This is a genomic window from Paenibacillus algorifonticola (assembly GCF_000971975.1).
Taxonomy (GTDB): Bacteria; Bacillota; Bacilli; order Paenibacillales; family Paenibacillaceae; genus Pristimantibacillus; species Pristimantibacillus algorifonticola.
This window is the reverse complement of the sequence record NZ_LAQO01000008.1, coordinates 30,215-51,327: the sequence shown is the minus strand read 5'-3', so window position 1 is coordinate 51,327 and position 21,113 is coordinate 30,215. Positions and strand designations below refer to the sequence as shown.

15 protein-coding genes, 2 pseudogenes and 3 riboswitches are annotated in these 21,113 nt (G+C 50.0%); of the genes and pseudogenes, 11 read left to right on the top strand and 6 right to left on the bottom strand.

The genetic code is table 11. From position 1 onward, the window contains the following. Positions 1–31: 31 nt before the first annotated feature. A complete protein-coding gene (locus WH37_RS37430; protein ID WP_197091377.1) occupies positions 32–199 on the bottom strand; it encodes an FDLD family class I lanthipeptide in 168 nt (55 codons plus the stop codon). A gap of 663 nt (positions 200–862) precedes the next feature. Here WH37_RS37430 and WH37_RS34770 point away from each other — a divergent pair. The 7 genes and pseudogenes from WH37_RS34770 to WH37_RS16395 form a co-directional block, all read left to right on the top strand. Continuing rightward, positions 863–1,032: pseudogene (locus tag WH37_RS34770) on the top strand (carbohydrate ABC transporter permease); the annotation flags it as partial. Between the two features lie 223 nt (positions 1,033–1,255). Beyond that, positions 1,256–1,629: pseudogene (locus WH37_RS37650) on the top strand (IS1634 family transposase); the annotation flags it as partial. 394 nt (positions 1,630–2,023) lie between these two features. Further along, positions 2,024–2,740: an ABC transporter ATP-binding protein gene (locus tag WH37_RS16415; RefSeq protein WP_046231856.1), complete on the top strand. Its 717-nt coding sequence runs from the start codon at positions 2,024–2,026 to the stop codon at positions 2,738–2,740. After that, positions 2,737–4,098, top strand: coding sequence for an ABC transporter permease (locus tag WH37_RS16410; protein WP_046231698.1), 1,362 nt, complete (start codon positions 2,737–2,739; stop codon positions 4,096–4,098). The genes WH37_RS16415 and WH37_RS16410 overlap by 4 nt, the downstream gene beginning before the upstream one ends. A 63-nt stretch (positions 4,099–4,161) precedes the next feature. After that, positions 4,162–5,244: an efflux RND transporter periplasmic adaptor subunit gene (locus tag WH37_RS16405; protein ID WP_046231697.1), complete on the top strand. Its 1,083-nt coding sequence runs from the start codon at positions 4,162–4,164 to the stop codon at positions 5,242–5,244. A 306-nt stretch (positions 5,245–5,550) separates the two neighbouring features. Next, positions 5,551–6,672, top strand: a complete 1,122-nt coding sequence (locus tag WH37_RS16400) for a cation diffusion facilitator family transporter (RefSeq protein WP_082110854.1) — start codon at positions 5,551–5,553, stop codon at positions 6,670–6,672. Between the two features lie 212 nt (positions 6,673–6,884). Beyond that, on the top strand, positions 6,885–7,400 hold the full coding sequence (locus tag WH37_RS16395) for a C40 family peptidase (protein ID WP_082110853.1): 516 nt from the start codon (positions 6,885–6,887) through the stop codon (positions 7,398–7,400). A 70-nt stretch (positions 7,401–7,470) separates the two neighbouring features. Here WH37_RS16395 and WH37_RS16390 read toward each other — a convergent pair whose 3' ends face one another. The 4 genes from WH37_RS16390 to gcvT all read right to left on the bottom strand — a co-directional run bounded on the left by WH37_RS16390 (position 7,471) and on the right by gcvT (position 12,791). Then, positions 7,471–8,697, bottom strand: coding sequence for an MFS transporter (locus WH37_RS16390; protein ID WP_046231696.1), 1,227 nt, complete (start codon positions 8,695–8,697; stop codon positions 7,471–7,473). Between the two features lie 99 nt (positions 8,698–8,796). Beyond that, on the bottom strand, positions 8,797–10,254 hold the full coding sequence (gene gcvPB, locus WH37_RS16385) for an aminomethyl-transferring glycine dehydrogenase subunit GcvPB (RefSeq protein WP_046231695.1): 1,458 nt from the start codon (positions 10,252–10,254) through the stop codon (positions 8,797–8,799). Further along, positions 10,251–11,603, bottom strand: coding sequence for an aminomethyl-transferring glycine dehydrogenase subunit GcvPA (gene gcvPA / locus WH37_RS16380; protein WP_046231694.1), 1,353 nt, complete (start codon positions 11,601–11,603; stop codon positions 10,251–10,253). Before gcvPA ends, gcvPB begins: the two co-directional genes overlap by 4 nt. A gap of 66 nt (positions 11,604–11,669) precedes the next feature. Beyond that, positions 11,670–12,791: a glycine cleavage system aminomethyltransferase GcvT gene (gcvT, locus tag WH37_RS16375; protein WP_046231853.1), complete on the bottom strand. Its 1,122-nt coding sequence runs from the start codon at positions 12,789–12,791 to the stop codon at positions 11,670–11,672. 132 nt (positions 12,792–12,923) lie between these two features. Continuing rightward, positions 12,924–13,036, bottom strand: a riboswitch (glycine riboswitch). Positions 13,037–13,039: 3 nt separating this feature from the next. Then, positions 13,040–13,134: riboswitch (glycine riboswitch) on the bottom strand. 172 nt (positions 13,135–13,306) lie between these two features. Further along, positions 13,307–13,430, top strand: a riboswitch (glycine riboswitch). A 184-nt stretch (positions 13,431–13,614) separates the two neighbouring features. Between gcvT and gcvH the strand changes: the two genes are divergently transcribed. After that, on the top strand, positions 13,615–14,004 hold the full coding sequence (gene gcvH / locus WH37_RS16370) for a glycine cleavage system protein GcvH (RefSeq protein ID WP_046231693.1): 390 nt from the start codon (positions 13,615–13,617) through the stop codon (positions 14,002–14,004). Between the two features lie 98 nt (positions 14,005–14,102). Here gcvH and WH37_RS16365 read toward each other — a convergent pair whose 3' ends face one another. Continuing rightward, on the bottom strand, positions 14,103–15,701 hold the full coding sequence (locus WH37_RS16365; protein WP_046231692.1) for a sensor domain-containing diguanylate cyclase: 1,599 nt from the start codon (positions 15,699–15,701) through the stop codon (positions 14,103–14,105). Between the two features lie 183 nt (positions 15,702–15,884). Between WH37_RS16365 and WH37_RS16360 the strand changes: the two genes are divergently transcribed. The 3 genes from WH37_RS16360 to WH37_RS16350 all read left to right on the top strand — a co-directional run bounded on the left by WH37_RS16360 (position 15,885) and on the right by WH37_RS16350 (position 21,098). Next, entirely contained in the window at positions 15,885–17,657 is a 1,773-nt protein-coding gene (locus tag WH37_RS16360) for a sensor histidine kinase (RefSeq protein WP_046231852.1), read from the top strand. Continuing rightward, complete coding sequence (locus WH37_RS16355; RefSeq protein WP_046231691.1) at positions 17,650–19,290, top strand: response regulator; 1,641 nt, start codon at positions 17,650–17,652, stop codon at positions 19,288–19,290. The genes WH37_RS16360 and WH37_RS16355 overlap by 8 nt, the downstream gene beginning before the upstream one ends. A 125-nt stretch (positions 19,291–19,415) precedes the next feature. Further along, the gene (locus tag WH37_RS16350; RefSeq protein ID WP_046231690.1) at positions 19,416–21,098 is read left to right on the top strand and encodes a type 2 periplasmic-binding domain-containing protein; all 1,683 of its coding nucleotides are present in this window, start codon (positions 19,416–19,418) and stop codon (positions 21,096–21,098) included. Positions 21,099–21,113 lie beyond the last annotated feature (15 nt).

Here is a 21,113-nt window from a genome sequence, read left to right as displayed (position 1 = left end):
TACTTACGAACTGGTAACTGTGTTACTGATATTAGAATGGGCAACCTGGGGTGCAATATTGTGTAAAGCCACATCCGCATGATGCCTTACACGTTACTTTTGTCACCCAGCATAAAGCAGTTCTAATCGTATCCGGGTCTACAACATCGCTATTAAAGCTTTGTACTTTAAAATCCAGTTCAAACAGTTGATTTTGCATGAATGATCGCTCCTTATAAGTTGGGAATATTAGATCGCCGCCGTGATATGCCTAAAAAAGCCATGTAACTGTTTGTGATTTTCATGATTCCGCAAACGACCCATAATGGTTCGCAGCTTCTTCCATACTCGTTATCAGATTTGTGCGAAAAAAACAAGGCATTCAACGAATCACAATTGATTTGGCGAAAGTGCTAGTTTGTGCTTCTTCGGGCTACTCCCAAACCGAAAATTTACCAAGGTTGACTCCGAATAGAATATGTCATGTTCATGTTCTATTTTATTTAATTTCGGCTGTATTTTTAAAATCCGCTAGTTATACTTATACTCGTTTGCACTGCTTGGTGGAGGAGCTTGAAAATAAACAGTGCTTGCGTACCGCAGAAATTCCCAAGAATGAACTCAAACCACAAAAAATAGAAGCAACCTTCATTGCCATTTAATCTTCCGATATTTCCAAAAAACACATTTAATTTTATTTAAATTACATTGCAATTATAATTTACCATGGAAAATATTTCAATAGTAGGTTAGTCCTATGGATACATGCCTGAATCTGTAGTAGGTGTTCTATGAAGATCGAGACCCGATTATAGACTTTCACCTGAGAAGTACTGAATATGTTGATTCATTTTATCCAATCTAGCATCAGATAATCACGGATTCAGGTAAGACGCTGACTCTTGCCGTGTAAATTTTCGTCGGACAATATACGTCCGATGGCAATACGCGGTGACCGCCATGGTGATGGGCGTGCTGCTGTCGATCGTCGTGTTCATCTTCTTGCAGAAGTACATCGTCAAAGGCGTTGTCACCGGCGCGGTGAATGGTTGAAAATAAGCTGCTCCTTCGGTTTTTCGACCGGGGAGCAGCTTTTTCGATTGCAAATATATATGAAAAAAGCATACATATTTTCCTTATTATAATTAATTCTGCATTCATGCGAAATTATAACGAGGATCGTATAAAATCCTTGTAACGGTGCGGTTTTTTGTTTATATACCTTGGCAACTCCCCCATTCCGCGTTATAACTATAACGTGGAATGGGGAGATCATATGCCGCTCATTTATTTGAAAAACAAGAAGAATGGGATTACATACGTTTACGAACTATTGGGACAAAACGAAAGAAAATCGCGCAGCCGTCGAATTTACGTCGGGAAACTGGATCCACTAATCGGTGGATTGATTCCATCGAAGCAATTGGCCCACTTGATCGCCCCGTGAAGCGCGGTCCGGTTCCCGTATCAGATACGAAGCGCTATTATACGCCCGTGCTACCTATTGACTGAACGCTATTGGCGAGAAACTGAATCGCGGCGGACTTAAAGCAATGCTTTCCCGAGCACTATAAGTAACTTTTGTCGATCGCCTTTTTTCGGATTGTGGAAGACCACAATCCGTTGGTACGATTTTCGAAGTGGGTAGTTCTGCCTAGTAACATCTCGGATGTACAAAGAATTTGCTTACCGACATGGACTTCTTCGCGTACAAAAAGATCAAACTGTTGAAATCTGAAGTTTCTCATTTGGCACGATTTGCAATTCGGTGAGATCACCAAGCGCCAGAGTGGACTTTATGAAGCGCTGGAAAACCCTCCACCGACCTCGTTGTAATTTGATCGGGAATTTAGGGAAAACAGGAAGCAACGGCAGTTGCATTGTTCTTTTGCAGAGGTTATAGTACGATTAAAAAAGCAAGGATAATTATGGAATACAGAACAGTTAAAGCGATAACCGCTTTGGCTGTATTTTGTGCAGCAATAGTTGCCGTCGACAGCCGTTTAGGATTAGTAGAGTTAGAGAGACAAGGGGAGTGGAGCAATTGCTTCGTGTAGAGGGCTTGTCCCATGCATTTAAGAACGGCAATGAGACGACGCTGGTTCTTCAACAGATCGATTTTCGCGTGAACAAAGGGGATATGGTTGCATTGCTGGGCAGCTCGGGCTCAGGAAAGTCGACGCTGCTCAATCTGATGGCGGGGCTGATGAAGCCGACGGAGGGCAGTATTTACATTGCCGACCACAACATCGTAAAAATGAACGAAAACAAGCTGGCGGAGTTCCGCCGCGAGCATATCGGGTTTATTTTTCAGGCTTATGAGCTCATACCGAACTTGACGGTTCGTGAAAATATCGAGCTGCCGCTCGTGTTCCAATCGACGCGCCCTTCGATTCGCAAGCAGAAGGCGCTGAAGCTGCTGGAGCAGGTCGGCATACCGGATAAAGGGGAAATGTTCCCTTCCCAGCTGTCGGGCGGACAGCAGCAGCGTGTCAGTATTGCGCGCTCGCTCATTACAGAGCCATCGGTTATTTTCGCCGATGAGCCTACGGGGAACTTGGATACGAAGACGGAAGAGGAGATTTTGGCCATTCTCAAGCATTTGAACAAGACGATGAATACGACCTTTATTATCGTCACGCATGAGCGTGAGGTTGCGCAGCAGACCCAGCATATCATTACGCTTCGCGACGGGCTGCTGGAAAAATCGCAGCCTGCTGTCGAGATGGACAAGCTTCCGGTAGAGGAGGCTGTCCATTGAGAGTAAGCGATCTTACGAGGCTGTCATGGGATCAGGTCAGACGGCGCAAAGTAGTTACTATGCTATGTGCCGCCGGCTTGTCGATTGGTTGTGCCGCTATTATTTTGGCGATGAGCATTGGGGAATCTACACAGAAAATTGTTGAAACCCAGCTCACGAGCTATTTGAAAATGGATGAGATTACGGTTATGCCGGATAATGGCGCATCCGCTGGTCCCGGAAGCCAAAGCACGGCAAGCGATGAAGTGAAAAATCGGGGCAAGCTGTCTGATCAAAAGGTCGAAATTATGCGCAATATTAAGCATGTCAAGGCCGTAGCGGCTATGCAGCAGCTGAGCTACATGCAAATGACGACTTCGGATGATAAACAGGCGTATGCCGAAGTTATTGGAACGGATCTAAACAGTCTGGAAGCCTTCGGCAATACGTATTGGCAGGGCTCGGCGTCGGACGCTCCTAACTCTGTTGTAATAAGCTACGGTACGACGCTTGGACTAATAAATGAAGAAGAGCAAAATAAGCTGTTTGACGCCATGAATCTAAATCCGGGCGATCCAGCACTGCAAGAGCAATATATGACGATGATGACCACACCATCTGCCTTGTATCAGAAGCAGATTCAGCTTATGAACAATGATCAGGATAACAAGAGAAAGACCAGTGAGGCCCTTAGAGTTGTAGGGGTATTGAAGAAGCCTAAAGGTGTATCCGATATGCAAATTGCCAATGACCGCAAAATTTACGTATCAATTGAAACGGCGAACAGGCTGCGAGAGCAGCTAATGCAAAGCAGCGGTGAGGAGACGGCTAACGACACCTACAATCAAGTAACGGTAAAGGTGGATGCTGAGGAAAATGTGAAGCAGGTGGAAGAGCAAATTAAGAAGCTCACCTTGAACACCCAATCCAATCTTTTGCAAAAAGAGAGCCTTGAAGAGCAATTCGCTGTGTTCAAAAGCATCGCGGTAGGCGCAGGCGTATTCATTCTCATTATCGCCTCGATTTCCATTATTGTAGCGATGACGATGTCCACGTACCAACGGCGCCGCCAAATCGGCATTATGAAGGTGCTCGGTGCCAACCTGTCGCAAATCCGAAATATGTTTATTGTAGAAGCAGCCTTGCTTGGACTGCTCGGCGGTCTGCTCGGCGTTTTATTTTCATACTGGATCGTATGGGGAATTAATGCACTTATTTTATCGATGTCTACCGGCGAGGAAAATATGTCCATCTTTATTCCGTTGACCGCTATTCCGGTCGGGCTGGCATTTGCCGTGATGACGGGCATTATATCGGGGATTTATCCGGCAGTCAGCGCTTCGCGTACCGATGCATTGACCGCAATCAAGAGGGATTAGAGGCGTCCTGCGCTATTGTCAGAGCATGCCTGAGCCAGCGAGGAACCAGGGGGAGAAGAAGAGATGAAGAAAAAGATAAAATGGATCATCATCGGGATTGTATTAATCGGGATAAGCTTGGTGCTGTACTCGATGTCGAAACCGCCGGCGATAGTCGATATGTCGGGCGATTCACAGGCTATTACGTTTCAGGTGACCAAGGAGACGCTCGTCAATACGATTCAGGTTAAGGGCAAGTCGCTATATGAGCAGGAAACGTCAGTCTATGCGCCTTTCAGCTCCAAGGTGACGCAGTGGAAGGTTAAGGACGGACAGCAGGTCAAAAAGGGCGAGGTGTTGTTCACGCTTGACCAGACCGAGCTGCAAAATCAAATTACGCAGGAGGAAGCTGAGCTGCATAAGGCTGATCTGGAGGCCCAGCTGCAAGCTTTTGTAACGAATACGGAAGATGAGCTAGGGATGCTTGAGGCGACGGAGGTTGAGCGCAAAAAGGCGCTGGCTGCCAAGGAAATTGCCCGCTTGACGCAGGAGCTGAACGATGTGAAGGACTCGATTCAACGAAAAGCGCTGACGCAAAAGCGGCTGAAGCTGAATGACTCCCAATACCGTTCACCAGGCGATGGTATTTTTCTGTTTGATCAAGCTGCTAAGCAGCTGCAAGCTGTTGGTGACAACCAGCTGATTGGCAAAATCGTGGATCTGAACAAGCTGCAATTCATTGCTCTTGTCGGGGAGCAGGATGTTTTCCGCATCAAAACGGATATGTTGGTCAAAGTGAAGATGACAGCGATGAAGGATGTTCTACTTGACGGCAAAGTGCTGCGGGTATCCAAATTCGCCAAAACCGGCACGGATCAAAACAGCCTCAATCAAGCTGCGCAATTCGAGGTTGTTATTTCGCTTGAGCCAAGCGAATATTTGATCGCAGGACTATCGCTTACTGGTGACATTGAAACAAAGAGTAAGGAAAATGTACTGGCACTGCCGTCCATTGCTATTATGAGCGATAAGGATTCATCTTATGTGATGCTGGAAAAAGGCGCAGGCCAATATGAGCGTCAGGACATCAAGGTCGGGATGTCAGCGGGAGATAAGGTGGAAGTGCTGGAAGGCTTGAAGGAAGGCGACGTTGTCACCTTACAATAAATAGGATGACCAGCGCTGTAAATGAACCGAGTTCGTCCCGAGTGCAGCAGCTTGTCGAATAATAGAAAGCCCGAGTGTGCGCGTCTAAGCTTGAAAAAGCTGGGCTGCACGAGCTCGGGCTTTTTTGATTGGAAGCATGGTGCCCAAGTAAAGGAATGCTTTTTGGAAGAGTGGAGAAAAATAAGGAAGCACACTGGTTGACAAAAGTGTCCAGCTGGTTCATTATATAATATATGAATACATGCTCATATGTTATTTTTTATTGAAGAAGCGAATCGCTTTTAACAGCAGCAGGAGGTAGAGGATATGGACACAAAGAAAGAGCATCAGCAGACGGCTGGGCGGCAGGACAGTCAAAAATACGATCATGGGCACAGTCATAAACACAGTCATGACCAGGATGATCACCATGATCATAACGACCATCAAGATCATCAAGATCATCATGGGCACAGCCACAGCGAAGGTGATCAACATGATCATACTCATGGCCCTGGTCACGCCCATGGCCACGGGCACGACCATTCACATGGACCGGGTGGCCACCATCATTTTGATATCAATGGCAACAAGGTTGGCTTGATTATTGCGCTGTCGATTACAGTCGGAATTATGTTTCTTGAATTTTTCGGCGGCTTGTTGACGGGTAGCCTCGCGCTGCTTGCTGATTCTGGCCATATGCTGAGCGATGTGAGCGCGCTAATTCTTAGCCTGGTTGCAGTCTGGTTCGCCAGCAAGCCCGCTTCCAAAACGAAAACCTACGGCTTTTACCGCTTTGAAATTTTGGCCGCGCTGTTCAACGGCATTGCCTTGTTCGTCATAGCCGGATTTATTGTATGGGAGGCCTACCATCGTTTGTTCGATCCTCCTGCTGTTGCCAGCGGCTCAATGATGCTCATTGCGCTTGTTGGTCTGCTGGCGAATTTGGCCAGTGCATGGGCTTTAATGCGCAAAGGCGATGTTCATAACAACTTGAATGTACGCAGCGCCTATTTGCATGTTCTGAGCGATGCGCTTGGCTCAGTCGGGGCTGTACTCGCTGGGCTGCTCATCTACTTGTTCGATTGGAATATTGCCGATCCAATTATATCGGTGCTCGTGTCGGTGCTTATTTTGCGGAGCGCTTGGAGCATTATCAAGCAAACTCTCCATATTCTCATGGAAGGCACGCCGCCGTCGATTGATCAGGTGAAGGTGAAGCGGGTGCTCGCGGGGATCGAAGGCGTCATCGATGTGCATGATTTGCATATTTGGACGATCACGTCGGGGCTTGATTCGCTGAGCTGCCATTTGCTGGTGGAGGATGGCCGTGACAGCCAGCAAATTTTGCAGCAGGCGCTTGCGAGAATCGAGCAGCAGTTTGGAATTTCACATACGACAATTCAGGTAGAAACGTCGCGGATTCAGCATTCTGAAATGAAGGTTTAGCAGGGTGGGCGCGGGTTGACTGGTAGATCTGGCCTCTAAAATGAATGTCAAGTAAGAGTGTTTTCATAATTAAAATGGATTTTTAATGAAAATGATTAGGTCTAGGCGCATGTAGGGGTTGTCCTCTCATTGGTAATTGGTGGGGTAAATAGCTGTGGTATGGTGTTAGCAGGAATTATACCGCATCTGTTCTTACCAAAGGAGGATACATCATGAATAGCACAAAGAAAACCATTATGGGCAAAACCCTGCTAGGCAAAACGTTACTTAGTGTCACGCTAAGCCTATCCATCGCTTTGACTGGCAGCTTGGCTGTACCAGCAGCAAAGGTAGAGGCTGCATCGTCTTCATCCACTGCCAGCAGCGTCATTGCAATGGGACAGAAATTTCTGGGCGTTGATTATAAATTTGGGGCAAAAACGGGCAACACCAGCTCGTTCGACTGCTCATCCCTCACACAATATATTTACAAGAAGAACGGGATTACGCTGCCACGCTCCTCGCTGAGCCAATCCAAGGTCGGCAAATATGTATCCAGAAGCAATTTGAAAGCTGGCGATCTGATTTTCTCCGATACGAACAGAGATGGCGTCATTAACCATGTTTCTATTTACATGGGCAACGGCAAACTGCTTCATACGTATCGTAAAGGAATCGGCGTAACGATCTCGACTTTTGCCGGAAGTACATGGAGCAAAACGTATGTAACCGCACGTCGGGTCATCTAATCATCTAGCAAAAAAGCCCCGCCCCTACTGATCGAAGGCATAGCCTGATCAGAGGGAGCGGGGCTTTTGGTTATGGACGAGCAGGCTGCTTGCCTGTGTCTGCTGCTACAGTCTGAACCGAGCCGCCGAGCGCGTGAGTTTTCAGAAACAGGGCGGCCGCGATCAGCATAAGCCCGTTGATGATGAACACCCAGCGAATCGGGATGATGCCGCCGAGCACACCGCCAATAACGGGAGCGAGCATCGTCGCGAACATGGTGCCCGACTGGTTGAGGCTGAAGGCTCGTCCTCTGAAGCTGCTGTCCGTCACCTTGACGATCAAGGCATTAATAGCAGGGTAGACGCTGGCGAAAAACAGTCCATAGATGAATCGCAGTGCACCGAATTCTACGTAATCGCTGACGAAAAATTGCAGGCAATTGCCGATCCCGCCGCCGAGAAGTCCAATAAACAACACCTTGGAAAAACCGATCCTTGAGCCGATTTTGCCCCACTGCGGTGCGGCAATGAGCGTGGCGATTCCAACGGCGGAGAAGACGATGCCTGACTGCAGGGCGGCTTCACTGCCGCTGACACCAAGCTGCATAACATAGACGGTGAGCAGCGGCTCCAGAATCATAACCGAGAACGTTGCCAGAGCCGCCAAAATCAGCAGCGTGGTGAAGGAGCGGTTGGACAGCGCAAGCTTTAAGTCCTCTTTGATGGAGGAGCGGGCGCCCGAGCGGTTGAAGTTCTTTTCCCGCACGAAGAAGACGGCAATAAGCGCGGCAATGAGAACGATGCCTCCCGAGAAAAGGAAAGCCTCGCGATTGCCGATGTAATGACTGACGACCCCGCCAATGACGGGGCCTATAATACCGCCTGTCGCGCCGGCTGTCGCCATAATGCCGAGAGCATAGCCTGTTTTCTGCTCCGGTGTGTTGGTGGCGACTAGTGCAATCGCGGCTGGAACAAAGCCAGCAAGCAGGCCTTGGAAAATACGAAGCACGACGAACAAATACGGGTCATAAATAAAATAGGTCACCATGTAAAGGACAGCTAGGCTAAACCCTGAGCGAATGAGCATCGGCCTGCGGCCATATTTGTCGGCGAGCGAGCCCCAGTAAGGTGCAATAAGCGCGCTTGCCAGAAAGGTAATGCCGAAAGAAATGCCAGACCAAGCCTCCAAATGCTGGTCAATACCGAGCTCGCTTGAGAGAAACAGCGGAATAAATGGAATGGAGGTGGTGAAAGCCGTACTCGTAAAAAACACGCCAATCCACAATACATATAAGTTTCTTTTCCAAGAAAAATCCATGTGCGATCACATCCTGTAGGTTCCATCGTTATTTCCATTGTAAACCTATTTTCAATGGAACACTACACCATTCCAGTTATTTCCTCAAAGCTGCAGCGGCTATCCGCAGGTACAATTCAGAACCGGCTTGCGCGCCGCTGTCGTCTCATCGAGACGATTGACGACTGTCGTATAAGGGGCATTAAGGACGAGCTCAGGCGTCTGCTCTGCCTCTTGGGCAATTTGAATCATCGTGTCGATAAAGCCGTCCAGCGTTTCCTTGCTTTCCGTTTCGGTTGGCTCGATCATCATGCATTCCTCTACATTAAGCGGAAAATAAATCGTTGGCGGATGATAGCCAAAGTCCAGCAGCCGCTTGGCGACGTCCAGCGTGCGCACGCCATAAGCTTTCAATCTTTTGCCCGACAGCACGAATTCATGCTTGCACAGCCCTGGATAGGCGACCTCATAATACGGTGCGAGGCGGTGCATCATATAGTTGGCATTCAATACCGCAAGCTCAGATACACGGCGCAGCCCCTCCGGTCCGTAGGTGCGGATATAGGTATAGGCTCTCACCAAAATGCCGAAGTTGCCGTAAAAGGCTTTGACGCGGCCAATCGATTCCGGCCGGTCTGTATCCCAGTAGAAGGTGCCGTCCTCCCGTTTGCTGACGACGGGCTTAGGCAGAAACGGCACAAGCAGGCTTTTGACGCCTACTGGGCCAGCACCGGGACCGCCGCCGCCATGTGGCGTGCTCATCGTCTTGTGCAAATTCAAATGGACGACATCGAAGCCCATATCGCCCGGACAGGCAATCCCCATAATGGCGTTCGAATTGGCGCCATCGTAATAGAGCAGTCCTCCTGCCGCATGGACGATGGCGGCAATCTCGACAATTTGCTCCTCGAACAAGCCAAGCGTGCTCGGGTTCGTCAGCATAAGCGCGGCGGTGTCCTCAGAGACGGCAGCTCTTAGCGCGTCCAAATCGACCATGCCGCGCGCATCCGACTTGATCGTCACCGTATCGAATCCGGCAACGGTGGCGCTCGCCGGGTTCGTGCCATGCGAGGAATCCGGCACGATCACCTTGGTGCGAGCTTCGCCGCGGCTCTCATGATAGGCGCGGATGAGCATAAGGCCGGTCCATTCGCCGTGCGCCCCTGCTGCGGGCTGAAGCGTTACTTGATCCATGCCGGTTAAAGCGGCGAGGTCATTTTGCAGCGTGTAAAGCAGCTCAAGAGCGCCTTGGATGCTTTCCTCCGGCTGGTACGGATGGATTTTGGCGAAGCCGGGAAAGCGGGCGGTATCCTCATTGATTTTTGGATTATATTTCATCGTGCAGGAGCCGAGCGGATAAAAACCGTTGTCGACACCAAAATTTCGGCGTGACAGCTCGGTGTAATGGCGAATCACATCGACCTCAAACACCTCGGGCAGCTCAGCGGGCTGCTTGCGCAGCAGCTCCGCAGGCAGCAGCTCTTCGGCTGCGAGTGCAGGAACGTCACACTCAGGCAAGGAATAGGCGATGCGCCCCGGCTTGCTGAGCTCAAAAATTAACGCTTTCTCGGGTTTCATACACATGCCTCCAATTCACGGATGAATGCATTGATTTCTTCCTTGGTGCGGCGTTCGGTTACGGCGATGAGCATATGATTTTTCAGCTCAGGATAGGCGTCTCCTAGATTGTAGCCGCCAATATAGCCCGCTTGCAGCAGCTTGGCGCTTACGGCAGCAAGGTCGGCCGAATCCGGCAGCTTGAGGACAAATTCATTGAAAAAGGGGGCCGAGAAAGCGAGCGACAGCGGCCCGTTTGCCGCCACGCTAGCGGTATAGTGGGCTTTGCGCGCATTGAGCAGCCCTACCTCCTGCATGCCTGCTTTGCCGAGCACCGACATATAGATCGAGGCGCATAATGCGAGCAGCGCCTGATTGGAGCAAATATTCGACGTCGCTTTCTCGCGGCGAATATGCTGCTCGCGGGCCTGGAGCGTCAGTACGAAGCCGCGTTTGCCGTCCTTGTCTACGGTTTGCCCGACGATGCGTCCAGGAATGCGGCGCATGAGCGGCTCTGACACCGCAAAGAAGCCGCAGGTCGGCCCGCCAAGCGATGCGGGAATGCCGAGCGGCTGCGCATCGCCGACGACGATGTCGGCGCCAAGCGCGCCCGGCGATTCCAGCAAGCCGAGCGTGATCGGATTGGCGCTGACGACGAGCAGCGCTTTACTGGCGTGAACGAGCGGCTCAATAGCGCGAATGTTTTCGATGCAGCCGAAGAAATTCGGAGATTGAAGGAGAACAGCAGCTGTATTTTCTGTTATGGCCGCTTGAAGGGCATCTACATCAGTGACGCCATTTTGATAGCCAATTTCCACGACTTCTAAATTCAGCCCGCGTGCGGACGTCAGCAAAATCTCCCTCGCCTCCGGATGGACGGCGCGAGATACAATAATTTGCTTGCGCTTAGTCGCCCCGCTGGCAAGCGCTGCTGCTTCGGCAAGCGCCGTTGCCCCGTCATACATGCTGGCATTGGCGACCTTCATGCCGGTTAACTCGCAAATATACGATTGGAACTCAAAAATCGCCTGCAGCTCCCCTTGGCTGATTTCCGGCTGATACGGTGTATAGGCGGTGTAAAATTCCGAGCGGGACAGCATATGGTTGATGACGACTGGAATGTGATGGTCGTACAACCCTGCGCCGAGGAAGCTCGTATAGCGGTCGAAGTCGGCGTTTTTATCAGAGAGCTCGCGCATATGACGCAGCAAGGCAGGCTCATCGAGCTGCCCGGACATGGGCAAAATGCCGTCATAACGCACGGCGGCAGGAATATCGGCGAATAGCTCTTCAATCGAGCTGGCGTTAACGGCGGCGAGCATTTCGGCCTGATCCTGCTCGGTCATCGGCAAATAGCGGTGCTTATACATGGCGGTTGCTCCTTTTTTTTGCAAGCCCCTGATGGGTGCGTAGTAGTTAGCGAACGTGCAGGCTTTTCAGGATTGGGCGGGAATGACCTTGGGCTGTTTATAAAATGGCGATTTGACGACGACGGCTTTCAGCCGCTTGCCGCGAACCTCGAGCCATAGCTCCGTGCCGATGGCTGCATAGGCGCTTTGCACAAGGGCGAGGCCCAAATTGCGCTTCAGCGTAGGCGATTGTGTTCCCGTCGTTACTTCACCAATTTGCTCCCCTTCGGCGTTATGGACGGTGTAATGCGGGCGCGGAATGCCGCGCTCCAGCAGCTCCAAGCCAATGAGCTTGCGGAGGACACCTTCTGCCTTCTGGCGCTGCAGCTCCTCACGGCCGATGAACGGGCCTTTATCCAGCTTAACGAAGTAGCCAAGTCCAGCCTCCAGCGGAGAAATATCTGCCGACAGCTCTTGTCCGTAAAGCGGCAGCTTGGCTTCAAAGCGCAGTGTATCGCGGGCGCCAAGCCCGGCGGGCATGAGTCCATAAGCTTCTCCGGCTGCAAGCAGCCCGCGCCAGATCGAGGCGGCATGGCTGCTGCTGCAATAAATTTCAAAGCCATCCTCGCCCGTATAGCCAGTGCGGGACACCAAGGCGGTATGTCCGTATACAGATGCTTGATTAATAAAATGAAACGCAGGAAGCGCTGCGATAGGCGCATCCGTCACCTTCGACAAAATATCCAAGGCTTTCGGGCCTTGCAGTGCCAGCAGCGCGGTGCTATCGGACTGATTGCGAAGCGAGACGTCCCCTTCGGCATTTTCCTCCAGCCACTGCCAATCCTTATCGATATTCGAAGCGTTGACAACGAGCATGTACTGCTGCTCCCCGAGCTTGTAAACGAGCAGATCGTCGACTACGCCGCCATCCGGGTAGCACATCATCGTATATTGCGCCTGTCCGGGCTGCAGCTGCGACACATCATTTGTCGTCATTTGCTGGAGAAAGGTTTCGGCGTTGCTTCCTGTGACGATAAACTCTCCCATATGGGAGACGTCGAACAGTCCAGCCTGCTCGCGGACGGCGGCGTGCTCCTGCTGAATGCCCGAAAATTGGACGGGAAGCTCCCAGCCTCCAAAATCAATGCAGCGGGCACTCTTAAAATCCGCATACAGCGGAAAAAGCGGCGTACGTTTAAGGCTGCTCAATAAAATCACCTCTTTAGCTCGAATTTGGCTGGAATGTAGCTCGAAATTTTCAATAAGCATGAGAAAAAGGACAGGCGAAAGGGAAAAAGGGGGCGCTGCGAAGCATGCTTCGCCCATCCATCTTTCCTTTCGCTCTGTCCGTTGTACCTGAGAGTTGCCCCACGCCTTGAAAAATATGACGAAACACGTCATATATGCGTAAGTTTCCCCTTGGGTGATTCGCTCGTGGCGAATTCTCTCCAGAGGTGCGTCCGACAAAGGTCCTTTTGCCTGAGAGATTCACCTAAAAGGCTTACTCCTTCGGCGTTACCTGTACATCAGTAATCTCTCCCGCTGCCATCATCCGCGTATTTAATTAGGTCCTTGCTTATATGCCTTTGCCCTCATTATACGCATCAGCTGGATACGGATGTCAATCTTTTTTTGTGGGTTTTCGACTTATTTGTTAGGAATGTTGACATGCATTTAATGAATAAGCTATGCTTGTGGGGAATCAAGGCAACTGAATATGCGGATGATGATGAACGGGAGAGACTGCCTGAGGCTATTTGGATAGCTGACTGGGCGGCACCGAAGGAGCAAGCCGTTATCCTTGCCGGATAACGAATAATCTCTCAGGTAAACGTACCGGCATTTGACGCAGCTCTGGAGAGTGCGAACAGCCACCAAAGGGGTAAAGAGTGCCGCCATGCTTCATCAGCGGCCGCTCTCAAACTCTCAGGTACCGAGGACAGAGAATGGGCAATTACGCCTGTTCTCTGTCTTTTTTTAGCTGAATTTAAACAAAGAATTTGAACTTGAGTGGGAAAGCGAGGCGCTGGGAATGAGCGAAATTAGAGAGCAGCTGCGGTATAGCGATGAGCATGAATGGGTGCTGCAAACGGAGGGAAGCAAGGTGCTGGTCGGCATTACCGATCATGCGCAATGCCAATTGGGTGATATTGTATTCGTAGAGTATCCAGAGGTAGGCGCGGCGGTTTCGGCTGGCGACAGCATCGGCACGATTGAGTCGGTTAAGACGGTATCGGAGCTGTATAGTCCAGTATCTGGCCGAATTACAAAGGTAAACAGCACGCTCATTGACCAGCCCGAGCTGATTAACAGCGAGCCTTATGATGGCGGCTGGATCGTGGAGGTCGAGCTGGAGGAAGGCTTGGAGGAGGCGCTCGGCAAGCTGCTGGCTGCGGAAGCCTATGCTGAGCTGATTAAGTAGGCGAGCGGCCCTGCCCCGCCGCTTCATTTTTGCCGACAATATGAAAAAGCACCGCTGCCACGGCTGTATAAGCCAAGTGACAGCGGTGCTGTTAGCTATCAGGCCGACTGTTCTGAAAGCTGACTATGCAAAATCGTCTGATTGCGTCCATTATGCTTGGCAGCATACAGCGCATCATCGGCCTGCTTGAACAAATCGTCTATTTCGCTCAGCTGATTCGAGTGGGAGGCGATGCCGAGCGACAGCGTGACCTGCCTGCCAATTGGCGTATCCGCCTGTCCCATTTGTTTTCGCAGCTGTTCCGCTACGCCAAATGCATCCTCCTCTGACGTGTATGGCAGCACGATTGTGAATTCCTCGCCCCCGTAACGGAAGCAGAAATCTCCCTCGCGCTTATGCTCCAGCATCATGGCTGCAAGCAGGCGCAGCACCTCATCGCCCTTCGGATGTCCAAACTCGTCATTGACCGATTTGAAATGATCCAAATCTAGCATAATGACGGAGAACGGAATTTGTCTGCGGTCCAAATCCTCGGTAACCAGCTTAAGCGTCCGGCGGTTCGGAAGACCGGTGAGGGCGTCCGTTTGCGATTCCTGAAACAGCTCATCATTTTTCCGTTTCATCTCATGAAAAGCAAGCGCAACTGTAGCGTTCAACTGGTTTGCCTCATAGTTCCAGTGAACCTGTGAGGGGAGCGTATCGGGCATTTGATCCATCATGGTAAGCTGCGCAGCATAATTCGCCAGCCGATTGAGCGGAGAGGCAAGCATGCGCGAGAGCCACAGCGTCAGGAAAAGGAGCAGCAGCACGAACGGCGCGGAAACCTTCAGCATGTCTGTAATGAGCTCCCAGCTTTGCTGCTCTATGTAGCTGACAGGCGTCTGGGATACGATCCCCCACTGCGTTTCAGGGACGACGGAATAACCTGCTAGAAAGTCGACGCCTTGACTGTTGGTTACTTGCTGCTGTCCGCTTTTTCCTTGCATGAGCTGCTGCACGGCGGCATTCATGCTGACATTTTTCGGATGATCCTCCATATGCGGGTGATAAATCATATTGCCTTCCTCGTCCACGACGTAGAAATAAGATCCGCTGTTATTCTCATTTTGCACGCCAAGAATTTCTCGAAAAATATTTTCATGCTGCAAATAAATCGTTCCGGCCACATATCCCCGATAGGCGCCTTCACGGCTGAAAACCGGCTGGCTTACAAACACGATCATCCGATTCGACGGAGAAATATAAGGCTTCGAAATATGCGGCTTCTGCAATTTAAGCGCTTGCGTTGCTTCCTCGGTTGACACCTTGCGGCCAATAACACCCAAATTGTTGGGAGAGGTGGAGACGATGACGCCCTTGGCATTCACGACGGCAATCGAATTGAAATAATGATTGGTTCCCATAAAAAAATCAAGCTGCGCCAGCACGGCGCTGCTTTCCAGGTCGGCATCGGATAAATAAGTCGCTGTAATTTCAAGGCTGCGCTTCATTGAAATAACGAGCGATTGTGTTGTTTTGCTGAGATCGCCAGCTGTAATTCGATTTAGTTCCAATGTATTGTTATAAAGGGATTCCCTCTGGGACTTGAAAGCGATAATTACATTGATGACGATGGTAATGAGGACGGAAAAAAGCACGATGCAGGAGATAATGGATGCCAGGGTAAAGCCTTTTTTGCGTTTTAATACGCTGTACATGCTAGACCTCTTCTCGTTGAAATTCTATTAAATAGTTTATCATTTTTGCACGAGATTTTCGACATATAATGACAGACCAGCCGTATATTCTCTTTGCTTCGATCTGGTCAGGCATTGCTCCAATGCGAGAGGGACATTATACTGAATGCAGCATTTTGATTTAGAAGAAAGCCAGGTGTGCGGATGCCTAAAGTAAATTTGTTTTCCAAAATCGTTGGATTGTTCATTATTATGCTGCTGCCGATCATAGGACTGTACTCCTATTCCAATCATATTAGTACAGAAGTTCTAGATTCTGAGCTTAACCGCTCGAATACAAATCAGCTCGTTTTTTTTCAAAATCAGGTCAATTCCTCGATTGATCTGCTAGGGCTATGGCCGAATTTGCTCATTCAGGACCCGGACATTGCGAATTTGCGCGACTATTATGTCGAGCTCGACAATCTCGATCTACCCGCGATTACGATGGTCAAGCGCATTCAGACCAAGCTGAGCATTCAGGAAAGCTCCTCCAATTGGAAAAGCAATTTGGCGATTTATTCGCCTACGCTGGCCCGCGTCATCACGGTGAACGATGCTGTTCCCTATAATAAAGAGACGCTGGCCGCCCGTCTGAAACGCGGCTGGCAGGTGAAGCCGCTCGGCGGTGATGGCTTCCGTTTCTCGCTGATGACGGCGCTGCCTTACAATAATTTGTCCCAGGCTACGGATACGGGACTGCTCATCGAGGTCAGCTTTGACAGCTCGAATATTCAGGGCATGCTCGACCAATTCAAGCGCGATGGCCGGCGCGACCCCTTCTACTACAACGAGGAATGGGGTACGATATACAATCGTACCGCCGATCAGCAGCTGGGCAATCGGCTTATTGCCCAATTGGATGAGAGCGGCTTGCTGGTTGGTGGCAGCCATACCGTTCAGGTGAACGGGGAGCGCTATTTGGTCAATATTGTCCGTTCGGAAACGATAGGCTGGGATTTGATTGATTATATCCCGTTATCGGATGTGCTCCAGCCGATCAACCAAACGAACCGTTTATTTTATTATTCGGTTGGTTTGCTGCTATTGATGAGCTGTTTAATCGCTTATATGCTGTATGCACAGGTGCAGGTTCCAATAAAGCAGCTCGTTATCAGCTTCCAGAAGCTGAAAAATGGCGATTACGGCGTCCGGCTTACGCCGAAAGGGCGCGGCAACAATGAATTCAAGTTCGTTTTTATCCGTTTTAATCTGATGGTGCAGCAAATTCAAGAGCTGTTCGAGAATGTTTATTTGGAAAAAATCCATGTGCGCGAGGCGAAGCTCAAGCAGCTGCAATCGCAAATCAACCCGCATTTTTTCTATAATTGTTTTTCCTTTATATCGAGCATGGCGAAGCTGGAAAACTATCAGTCAGTCATTGCGATGAGCCAGAACCTGTCGAACTACTACCGCTATACGACCCGGCAGGAGCGAGATTTGGTCGATGCGCGGGAGGAAATTGATTTTGTCCGCAACTACTTGGATATTCAGCAGATGCGAATGAGTAGGCTGTCTTATGAGTTGGACATTCCGGAGCATTTGCTGCGTTTTCAAATTCCGCCGCTCGTCATTCAGCCGTTGGTGGAAAATGCGGTCATCCATGGCATTGAGCAATCGCCGGATGCTGCCCGTATACGCATATCGGGTGAATACGATGGCGAGTTCGCCGCCATTACCGTCGAGGATAATGGCGTAGGGCTTGATCCAGAGCGGCTCTTTTCCTTGCAGTACCAATTGACGCGGCCCATGGAACAGGAGATGGGCTGCGGCCTTTGGAACGTCCATCAGCGCTTGCATCTGCGTTTTGGAGCAAGCTCAGGCATTGTGCTGTCGCCTTCGCCGCTAGGCGGCTTGAAGGTGCAAATTCGCTGGAATGTGACCCGCGAGAAACAGATCGAACAGACACCGACAGGGAAGGGGCATCACAATGATTGAACTGCTGCTTGTAGATGATGAGGCCTATGTGACGCTGAGCTTAGAGAAGACCATACCGTGGGATGAGCTTGGCGTCAGCAAGGTGTACCGGGCCGAGTCCGCTGCCGAGGCGCTCGCTATTATGGAGGCGGGCGACATTGATATTTTGGTCACCGATATTCGGATGCCGGGGATGGACGGCCTGCAGCTGATTGAACAGGCGAAGAAGCTCTGGCCGGATTTGCGCTGCATTTTAATGACCGGCTACTCGGATTTCCAATATGCGAAAAAAGCGCTCCAATTACAGGCTTCGGATTATATTTTGAAGCCGGTGGACGATAAGGAATTTGTGCGCAGCCTGATGAATACGATCGAGGAGCTGAAGGTGGAGTGGGAGCAAGCGGAGCAATACCATCAGCTCGTCTACAATATGAAGTCGGAATATGGGCTGCTGCGCCGCAATCTGCTGCATGATCTGCTGCTCGGCCGCCAGCTTTCGGATACGACGATTGGCGCCAAGCTGGCGCAATATGAAATTCCGCTGCGGCTTGATGCTCCTTCCGTCATTTTGCTGATTCAATACAGCAACCCTTATGATGAAAGCAACCGCAGCAGCATGGAGCTGATGGAATATGCGGTCGGCAATATTGGCGAGGAAGTGTTCGCTGAGCATATGAACGTATGGTATGGCAAAGCGCCGCATAATTGCCTCATCTTCGTCGCGCAGCCGAATGAGGAGCAGCAGCGGCAGCTGGAATTTTCGCCAGATTACAAAGGACAGCGGCGGGAGATGCTGGAGCAGGCGGTGGACGTCTTTAGACGGCAAATTTCCCATTTTCTCCGCTCGGAAGTATCGCTCATTATTTCCGACTGGTTCTCCTTTCCGAGCGGCATGGCAAATGCGTACCGGACGGGAATGAGCGTATATTTGTCGAGCGCCATTCATGAATCGGGCATTGCCGTCTATTTGGAAAATCATCAGGCGGAGCCGGAGACGCGAGTCAATCTGATGGAGGCGTTGTATAAGCCGCCCACGCTTATTCATTTGCTGGAGTCCAAGCAGTGGGACACGGCGCTGCTTAAAATCGATGAGGTGTTCGGCAATTTGGAGCAGGTGAAGTTTTCGCGGGAGCATCTTTATGAGGTGTTTCTCTCGATTACGAATGCCTTTATGTATACCGCCCATAAACAGGGACAATTTATTTATGAAATCGATCACGCGGGCTTTGATATGCTGCTCGACCACACCGTTATTCATTCGCTGGACAAGCTGCGGAACTGGTCGACAGATATGCTGGAGCGGCTGCGCACGGAGCTATCGAGTACGGAGGAATATGCCAAGAGCAGTCTGGTTAAGCAGGTGCAGGAGCTTGTGTCCGCAAGTCTTGGTCATGATACATCGGTTAAGACGATTGCTGACAAGGTGTTTTTGCATCCCGTCTATTTGTCCAAAATTTACAAAGCCCAGACGGGCGAAAGCATCAGTGACTATATCACCCGGATGCGAATGGAGCGGGCGCATTATTTGCTGAAGCAGACCAATAAGAAAATTTATGAGATTACTTCGGAGCTCGGTTATCAGAACCCGCAATATTTTAGCAAAATTTTCCGAAAGCATTATGGCATGACGCCACAGGAGTTCCGCGATCAATAGCGAAAGGCGAACAGGTTGCCAAAGGTGCAGAAATGTTCGGTTATTGTCATATGACTCCCCCAGCAATGCTCCTATAATAAAGTCATAAACAATTGCACCATACAGATGGAGGGGGAAAAACAAAAATGATTAGCGCTTACAAAAAGCAGCTGCTGCTCGTACTAAGCCTCATTCTCGTTGTCGGCCTGCTCGCAGCATGCGGCAAGGATAACACAGGGACGGGCGAAGGAACGAATGCGGGAGCTTCTACGGAAAATGAATATAAAGAGAAATATGATCCGCCTGTTACATTGACGACCGTATGGGGTGTAGCTCCTGAGGTGAAATATAAGAATGGTGAAACGATTGAGAACAACGTAGCGACAAAATGGGCCAAGGAGCAATTCGGCATCGAGATTAAATCGCTGTGGTCGGTAACGGATACAAACAATGCTTTAGCTACAAAGCTGCGCCTGGCCATGTCCTCGGGACAGGATATGCCTGACGTGCTTGTTGTCGGCAATAATGATCCGCAGCTGGTAGCCGATCTGGTCGATTCCGGCTATTTCCGTGAAGCTGGCGACCTGTTTGACCAATATGCAAATGACACTTGGAAAAAAGCGATGGAGCTTGACCCTAACGTATGGAATCCATATATTCGCGACGGCAAAAAAATGGGTATTCCCGTACTGGATTATGCTTATAACAACGACTACTTGCTGTGGATCCGCCAGGATTGGCTGGACAAGCTGAATATGAAGGCTCCGACAACGATTGCCGAGCTGGAAACTGTGATGGAAGCTTTCAAAAACAACAATCCGGACGGATTGGCTCCGGATAAAGTAACGCCGCTTAGCATTGGCTTCAAAACGAAGCTGAGCAGTTGGATGGGCGACCCATCATGGATTTTTGGTGCTTATGGCGCTATGCCAGAGCAATGGAATGTTGGAACTGACGGAAATCTGGAATATGGTTCTATTAATACAGGCATGAAGCAGGGCCTCGAGAAGCTTTCGGAATGGAGCAAAAAAGGCTTTATTCCTAAGGAAGCGGCACTATGGGATGAGAACAAGACGGCTGAGCCAGCAGTTGCAGGAACAGCGGGTATTATTCCTGGACCTTACTGGATGAGCGGCTGGCCGCTTGTTGATACAGCGAAAAACGTGCCAACAGCAAAATGGACGCCGATCGCACTGCCAAAAGGTCCTGACGGCAAAGCGACAAGCCATGGCACGCCATTTTCCAGCGCTGTTATTTTGATCAACAAAGATATTAAGCATCCTGAGGCTTTGTTCACTTATGAGAACTGGATGTTTGACAACTTCGCAAACCCTGCGAAGGGCAGCCCGCTGGAGGTTGGTATGTTCAAAGGTTATGACTATGATGTTGATGCCAATGGCAACACGCTTTATCAAGATGATATCCCTGGAGGCTATATCAACATTGTTCGTTATTTCCTCGTTCGCGATGGCGCCCGTATTCCAGACGCGCAAATGACAGCTCTGCTGGAGTTGGCAGATGGCAAGGAGCCAGAGACGAAGCTGGAAAAAGATATTGCAAACAGCTTTGGCAAACAAACGCCAGAAGCGGCGAAGGTGCTCATGTCCCAGAAGGATGTTGCGCTTATGAACATGTTTACTGGTCCTACAACGCCGACGATGAAGTCCAAAATGGATTATCTGAAAAAAATCGAGCTTCAAACGTTTAACGAAATTATTTACGGAACGAAGCCGATTGACGCCTTCGATACATTCGTTGCCAACTGGAACAAATCCGGCGGCGAGCAAATTACGAAGGAAGTAAATGAATGGTATGCATCTGTAAAATAGTGCAAGTCAGCAAAG